The sequence below is a fragment of the Vibrio sp. Y29_XK_CS5 genome (genome assembly GCF_024181835.1).
GTDB classification, from domain to species: domain Bacteria; phylum Pseudomonadota; class Gammaproteobacteria; order Enterobacterales; family Vibrionaceae; genus Vibrio; species Vibrio harveyi.
This window is the reverse complement of record NZ_JAMZAM010000007.1, coordinates 44986-57657: the sequence shown is the minus strand read 5'-3', so window position 1 is coordinate 57657 and position 12672 is coordinate 44986. Positions and strand designations below refer to the sequence as shown.

The window sequence follows — 12672 nt, the reverse complement described above, 5'->3', positions numbered from 1 at the left end:
GATAACGACCAGGCTCTCAATGGCTATTTGTACGAGCTTATGGCGTAAAAGTAGCTACACCTAGCTCATCTTCGCGACGCGTTTTCGCCATCATTTGCGTTGGTGAAATCACGCTACGAAGGTCCATGTCTTTTTCTGTACGTACTAGCTCACCACGTAGTGAGTTAGCAAATACATCCGTAATCTTCACGTCAACGAACTGACCGATCAGGTCTGCGCTACCTTCAAAGTTTACTACACGGTTGTTTTCTGTACGAGCACGAAGCTCCATTAGGTTCTTCTTAGAAGGACCTTCAACCAGAACGCGTTGCTCAGTGCCTAGCATTAGACGAGAGTAGCGCATTGCTTGTGCGTTTACGGTTTGTTGTAGCTCGTATAGACGCTCTTTCTTCACTTGCTCTGATAGGTCACAAGGGTAGTCTGCCGCTGGCGTACCTGGACGTGGAGAGAAGATGAAGCTGAAGCTCATGTCAAAGTCTACGTCTTTGATTAGCTTCATTGTGTCTTGGAAATCTTTGTCTGTTTCACCAGGGAAACCAACGATAAAGTCTGAACTGATTTGGATATCAGGACGTGCTTTACGCAGTTTACGGATAATCGACTTGTACTCAATCCCAGTGTGAGGACGTTTCATCATAGTCAGCACTCGGTCACTACCACTTTGTACCGGTAGGTGAAGGAAGCTTACTAGCTCAGGTGTGTCTTCGTATACTGCGATGATGTCATCAGTAAACTCTAATGGGTGGCTTGTTGTAAAGCGGATACGATCAATACCATCGATAGATGCAACCAAACGAAGCAGTTCTGCAAATGAACAGATTTCGCCGTCGTGCATAGGACCACGGTATGCGTTTACGTTTTGACCCAGTAGGTTTACTTCACGTACGCCTTGATCTGCTAGCTGTGCGATTTCGAACAGTACGTCATCCATTGGACGGCTTACTTCTTCACCACGAGTGTACGGTACTACACAGTAAGTACAGTACTTAGAACAGCCTTCCATAATAGAAACGAATGCCGTTGCACCTTCAGCACGAGGCTCTGGTAGACGGTCAAACTTTTCGATTTCTGGGAATGAAATGTCCATTACTGGTGCTTCATCCGATTGAGATTGTTTAATCATCTCAGGAAGACGGTGAAGAGTTTGTGGACCAAAAATTACGTCAACGTATGGAGCACGCTGACGGATGTGATCACCTTCTTGAGTTGCTACACAACCACCTACGCCGATAACTACGCCAGGTTTTTTATCTTTTAGTGTCTTCCAACGACCAAGCTGGTGGAAAACTTTCTCTTGCGCTTTTTCACGGATCGAACAGGTGTTAAGTAGAAGTACGTCTGCTTCCTCTGGCTCTTCGGTCAGCTCATAGCCGTTTGCAGCATTAAGCAGGTCGGCCATTTTTGATGAATCGTATTCGTTCATCTGGCAGCCCCAGGTTTTAATTAGCAGTTTCTTACTCATCTCACTTTCGCTCGTTCAGTTGTACTTAAATCGGAGAGCTATTGCTCAAATTATAGCCGCCATCTCGGCGGTAAGCGGCGTATTGTACTGCTTTAAAAAGCACCTGACTAGTGATCTGACGAATTCTCTGCAAACCCTGATGAAATCTAGTTTTTTGCCCTATATACAGCAAGGTTTTTTGTTAAACAATTTTGTAAAAATAGCCATGGAACGTACAATTAAAAAACGCCAATTAATCAATATGATGAAGAGCAAAAAATGAACAAGTATGACATCGCCGTAATCGGTGGCGGCATGGTCGGGGCAGCGGTGGCTGTTGGGTTTGCCAAGCAAGGCAGAAGCGTTGTAATGGTAGAAGGCGCAGAGCCAAAGGCGTTTGAGGCTTCTCAAGCGTTGGATATTCGCGTTTCCGCGATTTCTCATCAGTCGGTGAAGCTACTTGATTCATTAGGTGCATGGTCCGCGATTGAAAGCATGCGTGTGTGCCCTTATCGTCGTTTGGAAACGTGGGAACATCCTGAGTGCCGTACTCGTTTTCACTCTGATGAACTGTCATTGGAGCAGTTAGGATACATTGTTGAAAACCGTCTAATCCAACTGGGGCTTTGGCAAACTTTCGCACAATACGACAACTTAACGGTGATGTGCCCAGAGCGATTGAAAGATATTCAATTTGCCGAAGTAAACTGTGTAACGCTAGAAAGCGGCGAGCAGTTTGAAGCTAATTGGGTGATTGGTGCCGATGGCGCGAACTCAAAAGTTCGTCAATTGGCGGGTATTGGTGTAACCGCATGGGATTACCGTCAACACTGCATGTTGATCAACGTAAAAACCGAACTCCCTCAACAAGACATCACTTGGCAGCAATTTACTCCCTCAGGTCCACGTTCGTTCTTGCCGTTATGTTCACTAACTGAGGATGGTAAAGAAGTCGGGCAGGGGTCGCTGGTGTGGTATGACTCGCCAAAACGCATTAAACAATTGTGTGCGATGACGAAACCTCAGTTAAAAGAGGAGATCCTACGTCATTTCCCTGCTGAGTTAGGCGATATTGAAGTTTTACAATTTGGCTCATTCCCACTCACTCGTCGCCATGCCCAAAGCTATTCAAACAAGAATTGCGTGTTAGTGGGGGATTCTGCCCATACAATCAACCCACTTGCTGGGCAAGGTGTGAATCTCGGCTTCAAAGATGTTGATGTTCTGCTTTCGGTTACCAATCAGCAAGAGCAACTTAATGATGCTTTGCTCGCCAAGTATGAGCGCGCCCGTCGACCAGATAACTTATTAATGCAAACGGGCATGGATGTGTTCTACAAAGGCTTTAGTAATGATTTAGGTCCATTGAAGTTCGCTCGTAATGCAGCATTGAAGCTGGCGGAAAACTCAGGACCGATCAAAGCGCAAGTATTGAAGTATGCGCTAGGTATGTAAAAGACTTCTGATCACATAGAAAGCGGTCGATAGGAAAGCAATAGATAGAAAAAAAGCGAGCCATGAGCTCGCTTTTTTAATTCGATAAATCAGAGATCTACCGAGTCCAGAATCAGAAAAAAGAAAAAACCCAGCAAACTAATGCTGGGTTTCTTAAGAATGGTGCGGAAGGAGAGACTTGAACTCTCACACCTTGCGGCGCCAGAACCTAAATCTGGTGCGTCTACCAATTCCGCCACTTCCGCAACTTATTCTGTAGTTATCAAGGTAATTGGTAAAACCTCAACAACATTGTGTAATGGCAGGGCTACCTGGATTCGAACCAGGGAATGGCGGCATCAAAAGCCGCTGCCTTACCGCTTGGCGATAGCCCTACTAGTCTTAGCCTTTCAACTAAGTGCTTTCCGATAAAGGAAAGTATGGTGCGGAAAGAGAGACTTGAACTCTCACACCTTGCGGCGCCAGAACCTAAATCTGGTGCGTCTACCAATTCCGCCATTTCCGCAAAGTATAGATTATTTTTAGATGGTGCGGAAGGAGAGACTTGAACTCTCACACCTTGCGGCGCCAGAACCTAAATCTGGTGCGTCTACCAATTCCGCCACTTCCGCATCTAAAATCTATATTAATGGTGGCTACGACGGGATTCGAACCTGTGACCCCATCATTATGAGTGATGTGCTCTAACCAGCTGAGCTACGTAGCCATTCTATATTCTTTAATCAAGTATGGTGCGGAAGGAGAGACTTGAACTCTCACACCTTGCGGCGCCAGAACCTAAATCTGGTGCGTCTACCAATTCCGCCACTTCCGCAACTTGATCTGTAGTTATTGATGTAATTGGTAAAACATCAATAGCATTGAATATGGCAGGTCTACCTGGATTCGAACCAGGGAATGGCGGCATCAAAAGCCGCTGCCTTACCGCTTGGCGATAGACCTACGGGCGATAGTCCTAAGACATATCAAATAATGGTGCGGAAGGAGAGACTTGAACTCTCACACCTTGCGGCGCCAGAACCTAAATCTGGTGCGTCTACCAATTCCGCCACTTCCGCATAATTACTGAGTAAACTCAACAATCAAAATAGTGGCAGGTCTACCTGGATTCGAACCAGGGAATGGCGGCATCAAAAGCCGCTGCCTTACCGCTTGGCGATAGACCTGCAGGCGATAGTCATAAAGACTAATCAAGTTAGAAAAGTATGGTGCGGAAGGAGAGACTTGAACTCTCACACCTTGCGGCGCCAGAACCTAAATCTGGTGCGTCTACCAATTCCGCCACTTCCGCAACTTTTCTGTCGTCATAAAGGTAATTGGTAAAACCTAAACAACGAAATAAATGGTGGCTACGACGGGATTCGAACCTGTGACCCCATCATTATGAGTGATGTGCTCTAACCAGCTGAGCTACGTAGCCAACACAATATTCTTTAAATCAAGATGGTGCGGAAGGAGAGACTTGAACTCTCACACCTTGCGGCGCCAGAACCTAAATCTGGTGCGTCTACCAATTCCGCCACTTCCGCAACTTGATTTGTCGTTACTGATATAATTGGTAAAACATCAATAACATTCCTATGTTTCAAGGAAGAATAATGGCAGGTCTACCTGGATTCGAACCAGGGAATGGCGGCATCAAAAGCCGCTGCCTTACCGCTTGGCGATAGACCTACAGCGCTCTAATAAAAGAGACTTTAATAATGGTGCGGAAGGAGAGACTTGAACTCTCACACCTTGCGGCGCCAGAACCTAAATCTGGTGCGTCTACCAATTCCGCCACTTCCGCATAATTACTGAGTAAACTCAATAATCAAAATAGTGGCAGGTCTACCTGGATTCGAACCAGGGAATGGCGGCATCAAAAGCCGCTGCCTTACCGCTTGGCGATAGACCTGCAGGCAATAGTCAAAAGACTATTCAATATATGGTGCGGAAAGAGAGACTTGAACTCTCACACCTTGCGGCGCCAGAACCTAAATCTGGTGCGTCTACCAATTCCGCCATTTCCGCATATATTGTTTATAGCATTTCAAGATGGTGCGGAAGGAGAGACTTGAACTCTCACACCTTGCGGCGCCAGAACCTAAATCTGGTGCGTCTACCAATTCCGCCACTTCCGCATCTTGAACTCTATAAGCTATCAGTTAATTGGTAAAAACTAACAACTAAATTTTGTCTTTCAAAAGAAAGAATGGTGGCTACGACGGGATTCGAACCTGTGACCCCATCATTATGAGTGATGTGCTCTAACCAGCTGAGCTACGTAGCCATCTTTTTGAGCGAGACAATATAAACCTTCACGCTCTAAGTGACAACCCTTTTTGTCAAAGGAATTCCACTTTAAATAATGGCAGGTCTACCTGGATTCGAACCAGGGAATGGCGGCATCAAAAGCCGCTGCCTTACCGCTTGGCGATAGACCTGCAGACAGTAGTCGTAAAACTACTTAAAACATGGTGCGGAAGGAGAGACTTGAACTCTCACACCTTGCGGCGCCAGAACCTAAATCTGGTGCGTCTACCAATTCCGCCACTTCCGCATCTATTCCTAATTGCTCTTAAAAAAGAACCTTTAGGAATGGTGGCTACGACGGGATTCGAACCTGTGACCCCATCATTATGAGTGATGTGCTCTAACCAGCTGAGCTACGTAGCCAAAACCATGTTTTCTCGTTCTCGTCGCTAAGTTGCCTTGTCGTCGGGAACGGCGCGCATTATGCGAAGTTGAGTGAGATCCGTCAACAGTTTTTTTCAATAAATCCTGCAAAATCCATCGTTCGCTTCCTTTTTAAACAAAGAGGCGCGTTTATGATCTAAAACTGGAAATAAAATGGCTTGCATTAAGGGACTTAATTTCTTGTTGTTTTAGAAAGGTATAAAAAAAGCCAGCGCTATGGCCGGCTTTTTATGTAAATGAAGTGTTTAGAATTCATTCACTTAATTATACGTTGAAGCGGAAGTGTACAACATCACCATCTTTAACGATGTATTCTTTACCTTCTAGACGCCATTTACCTGCGTCTTTCGCGCCGCTTTCACCGTTGAATTGGATGAAATCGTCGTAACCAACAACTTCAGCACGGATAAAGCCTTTTTCGAAGTCTGTGTGGATCTTCGCTGCCGCTTTTGGTGCCGTAGCGCCAACAGGGATAGTCCATGCACGAACTTCTTTCACGCCAGCTGTGAAGTAAGTTTGTAGGTTCAGTAGTTCGTAACCTGCGCGGATAACGCGGTTTAGACCTGGTTCTTCGATACCTAGGTCTGCTAGGAACTCTTCACGCTCGTCGTCTTCTAGTTCAGCCATTTCTGATTCGATAGCTGCACATACAGGAACAACAACGTTGTTTTCTTTCGCTGCAAACTCACGTACTGCATCTAGGTATGCGTTGTCTTCAAAACCATCTTCGTTCACGTTAGCGATGTACATTGTTGGTTTTAGCGTTAGGAAGTTTAGGTAACCAATTGCTGCTAGCTCTTCTTTTGCAAGATCAACAGTACGCGCCATGCCACCTTCTGTTAGTACAGGAAGCAGTTTTTCTAGAACCGTCAGTTCGAATTTCGCGTCCTTGTCACCGCCTTTTGCTTTCTTAGCGTTACGCTGGATAGCGCGTTCACAAGAATCAAGGTCAGCCATTGCTAGTTCAAGGTTGATAACTTCAATATCTTCGATTGGAGATACTTTACCTGCAACGTGAACGATGTTGTCGTTTTCGAAACAACGTACAACGTGGCCGATTGCGTCAGTTTCACGGATGTTCGCTAGGAATTTGTTACCTAGACCTTCACCACGAGATGCGCCCGCAACTAGACCAGCGATGTCTACGAATTCCATTGTGGTAGGTAGAACTTTCTGTGGGTTAACGATCTTTGCTAGAGCATCTAGACGTAGATCTGGCACAGGAACCACACCAGTGTTTGGTTCAATGGTACAGAACGGGAAGTTTGCTGCTTCAATACCCGCTTTAGTTAGTGCGTTAAACAGAGTTGATTTACCAACGTTAGGTAGACCAACGATGCCACATTTAAAACCCATGATAGTAACCTTATTCAGCTTTGAACGTGTGGAGGCGATTTTGTGCTTTTGATAGACCATCCTTAATTAGGATATCTAGACAGCGCACTGATTCGTCAGCTGCGGCGTCTAGTAGCTCTTGCTCTTTCGCTGGAGCTTTGCCTAGTACAAAACCCGCCACTTTATCTTTGTGTCCCGGATGGCCAATGCCGATACGAAGACGATAAAAATCTTTGTTATTGCCCAGTTTGCTAATGGTGTCACGCAGACCATTGTGACCACCGTGACCACCACCTTTCTTAAACTTAGCGACACCTGGCGGTAAGTCTAGCTCGTCATGAGCAACCATGATCTCTTCTGGCTTAATTTGGTAAAACTTCGCAAGTGCTGCGATTGCTTTGCCAGAGAGGTTCATGAAAGTGGTTGGGATTAGCAAACGGAGATCCTGGCCATTGACCATAATGCGTCCTGTTAGGCCAAAGAATTTTGGTTCATTCTTCAGGGTAACGTTGTGAACGCGTGCTAATTCTTCTACAACCCAAGCGCCCGCATTGTGGCGAGTTTTGGCGTATTCTGGTCCCGGGTTAGCAAGACCAACAAGAAGTTTGATTGGTTGAGTCAAGGTTAGGATCTCTCTGGAATCTCAAAAAGCGCAGTATGATAGCACAGAATTCTCGCAGTGGGCGACCAAGGGATTTTCTGCCTATCGATACAAATAAAAAAACACCCCAAAGAGGGGTGCTTTTGAAATCAGTTTAACTGAAATGTTCGTATTAGTTGAACATTGCAGAGATTGACTCTTCGTTGCTGATACGACGAATCGCTTCAGCTAGCATGCGAGATAGGCTTAGTGTGGTTACTTTGCCAGTTGCAGCCATCTCTTTAGATAGAGAGATAGAGTCAGTCACGATAACTTGGTCAAGAACAGAGTTCTTAATGTTGTCCGCAGCGTTACCAGAGAATACAGCGTGAGTTGCGTAAGCGAATACACGCTTAGCACCGCGCTCTTTTAGCGCTTCAGCTGCTTTACATAGAGTGCCACCTGTATCGATCATGTCATCAACGATCACACAGTCACGACCTTCAACGTCACCGATTAGGTTCATTACTTCAGAAACGTTTGCACGTGGACGACGCTTATCAACGATAGCGATGTCGATGTCGCCTAGCGCTTTTGCAGTTGCACGAGCACGAACAACGCCACCTAGATCAGGAGAAACCACTACTGGGTTTTCTAGACCACGAGATTGCATGTCTTCTAGAAGTACTGGTGTACCGAAGATGTTATCAACTGGTACATCGAAGAAGCCTTGAATTTGCTCAGCATGTAGGTCGATAGTTAGAACGCGGTCTACGCCAACGTTAGATAGGAAATCAGCAACAACTTTTGCAGTGATTGGTACACGCGCAGAACGTACACGACGGTCTTGGCGAGCGTAGCCGAAGTAAGGAATTACTGCAGTGATACGACCTGCTGAAGCGCGGCGCATTGCATCAATCATAACAACCAATTCCATTAGGTTGTCGTTAGTCGGTGCACAAGTGGATTGAATGATGAAAACATCACTACCACGAACGTTCTCATTGATTTGAACTGCAACTTCGCCATCAGAAAAGCGAGAAACAGATGCATCACCAAGAGAGATGTAAAGACGATCAGCAATACGTTGGGCTAGTTCAGGTGTTGCGTTACCAGCAAATAGCTTCATATCAGGCACGGTGGAAACCTCGGGTTTGCGTCCAGTTTAAATAGGTCGGTGTGAGGCTGATTGGTATTCAGCCAAAGTCTCTTTTAGTGGCGAAATATTTCGCCCTTGAGCGACAAATGCCGAGACTTTATCAGAGAGTTGTGCAAGGATAGTTTCTGCTTCGGATTTGCTCGAAAATTCAGCAAAAACGCAAGATCCTGTCCCCGTCAATCTTGACGGCGCGTATTGTAGCAGCCATGAAAGTTGCTTATCAACCTCTGGGTAGAGCATTCGTACAATTTTTTCGCAATCGTTTACGCTTGGCGTGTTCAAAAGCGTTTCTAAATCGCGTTTTGGCGTGTTTCGAGTCAAGTCCGGATGTCCGAATATGTCGGCGGTTGCAATAGAAACATTTGGACGAACAACTAAATACCATTTCTCATCTGGATGAGCAGGAGAAAGTTTCTCACCAACGCCTTCAGCAAATGCGGCAAAACCACGCACAAATACAGGCACATCTGCACCAAGTGCAAGACCAATTTCGGCTAATTCATCATCACTAAGATGGGTTTGCCATAGGTAATTGAGCGCAACCAAAGTAGTTGCTGCGTTGGATGAGCCGCCGCCAATGCCACCGCCCATAGGTAAGATCTTATGAAGATCGATATGTGCTCCATAAGAGTATTTCGCATAACGTTGAAGTGCGGTCGCCGCTTTCCAGATCAAATTGTCTTGCAGAGGAACACCTTCGATCTCTGGCGAAATCGTGATCTCACCTGAATCGTTCGCTTGAATGGTTAGTTCATCGCCGTGATCGACGAACTGGAATAGAGTTTGTAACTCGTGGTAACCGTTTTCGGTCCGACCATTGATATAAAGAAAGAGATTCAATTTCGCTGGTGATGGCCAACGGGTTGAAAGATCGATCATTGGGTGATGTTCCATTTTGTGATCACTAAATTAATTTTTACGTCAGACGTACTTAGTTTTAGCTTGTTTGGGAGAGGTAACGTCTGGTTATGCCACTCAATATCACCGTAACGCTGGTAAGCAATATTCCAGTCGTTCAAACCGATCTGTTTGTCCAGTGCTTGGAGAGTATTGGTCGGTGATAGTTGGAAAGAGTCGGCATCTGTTGGTAAGCCAAGTAGCCAATCAGGTAAATGGTCAACTGGCATCATTAAGCCGGTTAATCGGTAAATCAGTTGGTTAGCATCACGAGCGGAGAGTACTTGGTCATCATAGGTTTCGACGGTTGCGCCTTGTGGCGTAATAGTGAGCTTTAATGCGGTTTGACCAAGTAAGGTCGTTAAGCGTAACTGGCTTAATGACGAAGAGTGCTTCCAGAAGAAATTCAGGCTTTGTCTTTGATCGGGACCAATGTAGCCAAGTTTACCTGTGGCTTGAAAATTTTTAATGGTTTCAAGTCGCTGCTCGTGTGCCTGCCACTCTACGCTGGTGACACTTTCAGGAACAGAACTACAACCTGCGAGAACAATGCTCGACATGAGCAAGATGAGAAAGGAGCGTAAGGTCATGTTTGATGGCTTATTAATCAGTTTCATCGGTAATCGCTCACAACTATAGCATTGAAAAGCCGAGTGAAGGAAAACAAATCCGGCTTACCCTTTCAATAAATGCGTGCTTACAGTAAAATTCTGAACCTATTTTATAACCGATCTCAGAGATACCACGTTAGATGTCCTTGCTTGCTATTGGAATCAATCACAATACAGCGTCTGTTGACTTGCGAGAGAAAGTGGCGTTCGGACCCGATAAATTGGGACCAGCACTTGAGCAACTCAGAGACCATGAAGCCGTCAATGGCAGTGTGATTGTTTCTACCTGTAACCGTACCGAAGTGTACTGCGACGTGAAGCAAGGAGCGCGAAATAAGCTTATCGACTGGTTAGCCCAGTTCCATCAAGTTAGTCAAGAAGACTTGATGCCGAGCCTTTATGTCCATGAAGAGCAAGCGGCGATTAAGCACTTGATGCGTGTTTCTTGCGGCCTTGATTCACTGGTACTAGGTGAGCCTCAGATTTTGGGTCAGGTAAAACAAGCGTTTTCTGATTCCCGAGATCATCAGGCGGTGGATGCGTCGATTGATAAGTTGTTCCAAAAGACTTTCTCAGTCGCAAAACGTGTTCGAACAGAAACTGATATTGGTGGTAACGCCGTGTCGGTGGCTTATGCTGCCTGTACATTGGCGAAACACATCTTTGAATCACTGTCTGACTCAACGGTACTGTTGGTTGGTGCAGGTGAAACCATCGAATTGGTGGCAAAACACTTAGCGTCGAACGGCTGTACTAAGATGATTGTTGCAAACCGAACTCGAGAGCGAGCTCTTGGTCTAGCAGAACAATTTGGAGCAGAAGTGATCAGCTTGAATGAAATTCCTGACCATTTACCAAGAGCAGACATCGTCATCAGCTCAACGGCGAGTCCTCTACCTATCATTGGTAAAGGTATGGTTGAGACCGCGTTGAAGAAACGTCGTCATCAACCGATGTTATTGGTCGATATCGCAGTACCTCGCGATGTGGAAGCTCAGGTTGGGGAATTGAGTGACGCTTACTTGTACTCGGTGGATGACTTACAGTCGATCATTGATAGCAACATCGAACAACGTAAAGTAGAAGCCATTCAAGCAGAAGCGATCGTTAGCGAAGAAAGCGCGGCATTTATGACGTGGCTGCGTTCACTTCAAGCAGTGGATAGCATTCGTGATTATCGCAAATCGGCCAACGAAATTCGTGAAGACTTACTAAGTAAAAGCCTGCAATCATTGGCAACCGGTGCAGACCCAGAGAAAGTGCTGCGCGAACTTAGTAATAAACTCACCAACAAACTGATTCACGCTCCAACTCGCGCGCTGCAAAGTGCGGCAGAGCAGGGCGAACCAGCAAAATTAACGGTTATCCGCCAGACCCTTGGTTTGGATGATCTGTAACTCACGCTTTTTATTAAGAAAACGACACTATGAAAGCCTCTATTCTGACTAAGCTAGAAACGCTAGTAGAACGTTACGAAGAAGTTCAACATCTTCTTGGTGATCCTGATGTAATTGGAAATCAGGATAAATTCCGCGCTCTATCAAAAGAGTACTCTCAGCTAGAAGAAGTTACTAAGTGCTTCCAAGCGTATCAACAAGCGCAAGACGATCTTGTCGCTGCTGAAGATATGGCGAACGAAGACGACGAAGAAATGCGTGAAATGGCGCAGGAAGAAATCAAAGAAGCAAAAGAAACGATTGAGCGTCTAACTGATGAGCTACAAATTCTTCTTCTTCCAAAAGATCCAAACGATGACCGTAACTGTTTCCTAGAAATCCGTGCAGGTGCGGGTGGTGACGAAGCGGGTATCTTCGCTGGTGACCTGTTCCGTATGTACAGCAAATACGCAGAAAAGCGTGGTTGGCGTATCGAGGTGATGTCTTCAAACGAAGCTGAACACGGTGGTTACAAAGAGATGATCGCAAAAGTGAGCGGTGACGGCGCATACGGCGTGCTGAAGTTTGAGTCAGGCGGTCACCGTGTCCAACGTGTACCAGCGACAGAATCTCAAGGTCGTGTTCATACTTCTGCGTGTACCGTAGCGGTTATGGCGGAAATCCCAGAAGCGGATCTGCCAGAAATCAAGGCAGCAGACCTAAAAATCGATACATTCCGTGCATCTGGCGCGGGTGGTCAGCACGTTAACACCACGGATTCTGCAATCCGTATTACCCACTTACCAACTGGTACAGTAGTAGAGTGTCAAGACGAGCGTTCACAGCATAAGAACAAAGCAAAAGCGATGGCAGTGCTTGCTGCTCGCATCGTTCAAGCAGAAGAAGAACGTCGTGCAGCAGAAGTTTCTGATACACGTCGTAACTTATTAGGTTCTGGTGACCGTAGTGACCGTATCCGTACTTACAACTACCCACAAGGTCGTGTTTCTGACCACCGCATCAACCTAACCATCTACCGTTTGAACGAAGTGATGGAAGGTGACCTGCAAAGTTTGATTGATCCTGTGGTTCAAGAGCACCAAGCAGACCAACTTGCGGCGCTCGCAGAGAACAACTAA

At 45.9% G+C, this 12672-nt stretch carries 9 protein-coding genes and 21 tRNA genes; 3 read left to right on the top strand and 27 right to left on the bottom strand.

Features of this window, described 5'->3' with window-relative positions:
* Window positions 1–37 precede the first annotated feature (37 nt).
* Window positions 38–1462, bottom strand: a complete 1425-nt coding sequence (gene miaB / locus NL647_RS22855; protein WP_005438595.1) for a tRNA (N6-isopentenyl adenosine(37)-C2)-methylthiotransferase MiaB — start codon at window positions 1460–1462, stop codon at window positions 38–40.
* A 258-nt stretch (window positions 1463–1720) separates the two neighbouring features.
* On the opposite strand from miaB, the gene NL647_RS22850 reads away from it, so the two are divergent.
* Entirely contained in the window at window positions 1721–2896 is a 1176-nt protein-coding gene (locus tag NL647_RS22850; protein WP_199479900.1) for a 2-octaprenyl-3-methyl-6-methoxy-1,4-benzoquinol hydroxylase, read from the top strand.
* A 160-nt stretch (window positions 2897–3056) separates the two neighbouring features.
* Here the strand turns inward: NL647_RS22850 and NL647_RS22845 are convergent.
* From NL647_RS22845 to lolB, 26 genes are all read right to left on the bottom strand, one after another.
* Window positions 3057–3141: transfer RNA gene (locus tag NL647_RS22845), tRNA-Leu, on the bottom strand.
* Between the two features lie 54 nt (window positions 3142–3195).
* Window positions 3196–3270: transfer RNA gene (locus tag NL647_RS22840), tRNA-Gln, on the bottom strand.
* 46 nt (window positions 3271–3316) lie between these two features.
* Window positions 3317–3401, bottom strand: a tRNA-Leu gene (locus NL647_RS22835).
* A 21-nt stretch (window positions 3402–3422) separates the two neighbouring features.
* Window positions 3423–3507: transfer RNA gene (locus NL647_RS22830), tRNA-Leu, on the bottom strand.
* 18 nt (window positions 3508–3525) lie between these two features.
* A tRNA-Met gene (locus NL647_RS22825) sits at window positions 3526–3602 on the bottom strand.
* 23 nt (window positions 3603–3625) lie between these two features.
* Window positions 3626–3710, bottom strand: a tRNA-Leu gene (locus tag NL647_RS22820).
* 53 nt (window positions 3711–3763) lie between these two features.
* Window positions 3764–3838 (bottom strand) — tRNA-Gln (locus NL647_RS22815).
* Window positions 3839–3869: 31 nt separating this feature from the next.
* Window positions 3870–3954, bottom strand: a tRNA-Leu gene (locus NL647_RS22810).
* 33 nt (window positions 3955–3987) lie between these two features.
* Window positions 3988–4062: transfer RNA gene (locus NL647_RS22805), tRNA-Gln, on the bottom strand.
* A gap of 40 nt (window positions 4063–4102) precedes the next feature.
* A tRNA-Leu gene (locus NL647_RS22800) sits at window positions 4103–4187 on the bottom strand.
* 52 nt (window positions 4188–4239) lie between these two features.
* Window positions 4240–4316 (bottom strand) — tRNA-Met (locus NL647_RS22795).
* Between the two features lie 24 nt (window positions 4317–4340).
* A tRNA-Leu gene (locus NL647_RS22790) sits at window positions 4341–4425 on the bottom strand.
* A 70-nt stretch (window positions 4426–4495) separates the two neighbouring features.
* Window positions 4496–4570: transfer RNA gene (locus tag NL647_RS22785), tRNA-Gln, on the bottom strand.
* Window positions 4571–4600: 30 nt separating this feature from the next.
* Window positions 4601–4685: transfer RNA gene (locus NL647_RS22780), tRNA-Leu, on the bottom strand.
* A gap of 33 nt (window positions 4686–4718) precedes the next feature.
* Window positions 4719–4793: transfer RNA gene (locus tag NL647_RS22775), tRNA-Gln, on the bottom strand.
* Between the two features lie 31 nt (window positions 4794–4824).
* Window positions 4825–4909: transfer RNA gene (locus NL647_RS22770), tRNA-Leu, on the bottom strand.
* Window positions 4910–4934: 25 nt separating this feature from the next.
* Window positions 4935–5019 (bottom strand) — tRNA-Leu (locus tag NL647_RS22765).
* 72 nt (window positions 5020–5091) lie between these two features.
* Window positions 5092–5168, bottom strand: a tRNA-Met gene (locus tag NL647_RS22760).
* Between the two features lie 79 nt (window positions 5169–5247).
* Window positions 5248–5322: transfer RNA gene (locus tag NL647_RS22755), tRNA-Gln, on the bottom strand.
* A 31-nt stretch (window positions 5323–5353) separates the two neighbouring features.
* A tRNA-Leu gene (locus NL647_RS22750) sits at window positions 5354–5438 on the bottom strand.
* A 39-nt stretch (window positions 5439–5477) separates the two neighbouring features.
* A tRNA-Met gene (locus NL647_RS22745) sits at window positions 5478–5554 on the bottom strand.
* 285 nt (window positions 5555–5839) lie between these two features.
* Window positions 5840–6931: a redox-regulated ATPase YchF gene (gene ychF / locus NL647_RS22740; RefSeq protein WP_005449255.1), complete on the bottom strand. Its 1092-nt coding sequence runs from the start codon at window positions 6929–6931 to the stop codon at window positions 5840–5842.
* 10 nt (window positions 6932–6941) lie between these two features.
* Complete coding sequence (pth, locus tag NL647_RS22735) at window positions 6942–7532, bottom strand: aminoacyl-tRNA hydrolase (RefSeq protein WP_005438598.1); 591 nt, start codon at window positions 7530–7532, stop codon at window positions 6942–6944.
* A 151-nt stretch (window positions 7533–7683) separates the two neighbouring features.
* Window positions 7684–8628, bottom strand: a complete 945-nt coding sequence (locus NL647_RS22730) for a ribose-phosphate pyrophosphokinase (protein WP_005449254.1) — start codon at window positions 8626–8628, stop codon at window positions 7684–7686.
* A gap of 27 nt (window positions 8629–8655) precedes the next feature.
* Entirely contained in the window at window positions 8656–9528 is an 873-nt protein-coding gene (gene ispE / locus NL647_RS22725; protein ID WP_253650695.1) for a 4-(cytidine 5'-diphospho)-2-C-methyl-D-erythritol kinase, read from the bottom strand.
* Window positions 9525–10163 carry a lipoprotein insertase outer membrane protein LolB gene (gene lolB, locus NL647_RS22720; protein ID WP_005449252.1) on the bottom strand — a complete coding sequence of 213 codons (639 nt, stop codon included), beginning with the start codon at window positions 10161–10163 and terminating at the stop codon, window positions 9525–9527. The genes ispE and lolB overlap by 4 nt, the downstream gene beginning before the upstream one ends.
* Before the next feature lie 134 nt (window positions 10164–10297).
* On the opposite strand from lolB, the gene hemA reads away from it, so the two are divergent.
* Both hemA and prfA read left to right on the top strand, forming a co-directional pair.
* The gene (gene hemA / locus NL647_RS22715; protein WP_005449251.1) at window positions 10298–11554 is read left to right on the top strand and encodes a glutamyl-tRNA reductase; all 1257 of its coding nucleotides are present in this window, start codon (window positions 10298–10300) and stop codon (window positions 11552–11554) included.
* Between the two features lie 29 nt (window positions 11555–11583).
* Entirely contained in the window at window positions 11584–12672 is a 1089-nt protein-coding gene (gene prfA, locus NL647_RS22710; RefSeq protein WP_005449249.1) for a peptide chain release factor 1, read from the top strand.

Excerpts from the sequence above, each read along its gene's own strand:
- prfA (WP_005449249.1), top strand. The coding sequence starts at position 11,584 with ATGAAAGCCTCTATTCTGACTAAGCTAGAAACGCTAGTAGAACGTTAC.
- ispE (WP_253650695.1), bottom strand. The coding sequence starts at position 9,528 with ATGATCGATCTTTCAACCCGTTGGCCATCACCAGCGAAATTGAATCTC.
- ychF (WP_005449255.1), bottom strand. The coding sequence starts at position 6,931 with ATGGGTTTTAAATGTGGCATCGTTGGTCTACCTAACGTTGGTAAATCA.
- miaB (WP_005438595.1), bottom strand. The coding sequence starts at position 1,462 with ATGAGTAAGAAACTGCTAATTAAAACCTGGGGCTGCCAGATGAACGAA.
- NL647_RS22850 (WP_199479900.1), top strand. The coding sequence starts at position 1,721 with ATGAACAAGTATGACATCGCCGTAATCGGTGGCGGCATGGTCGGGGCA.
- lolB (WP_005449252.1), bottom strand. The coding sequence starts at position 10,163 with ATGAAACTGATTAATAAGCCATCAAACATGACCTTACGCTCCTTTCTC.
- hemA (WP_005449251.1), top strand. The coding sequence starts at position 10,298 with ATGTCCTTGCTTGCTATTGGAATCAATCACAATACAGCGTCTGTTGAC.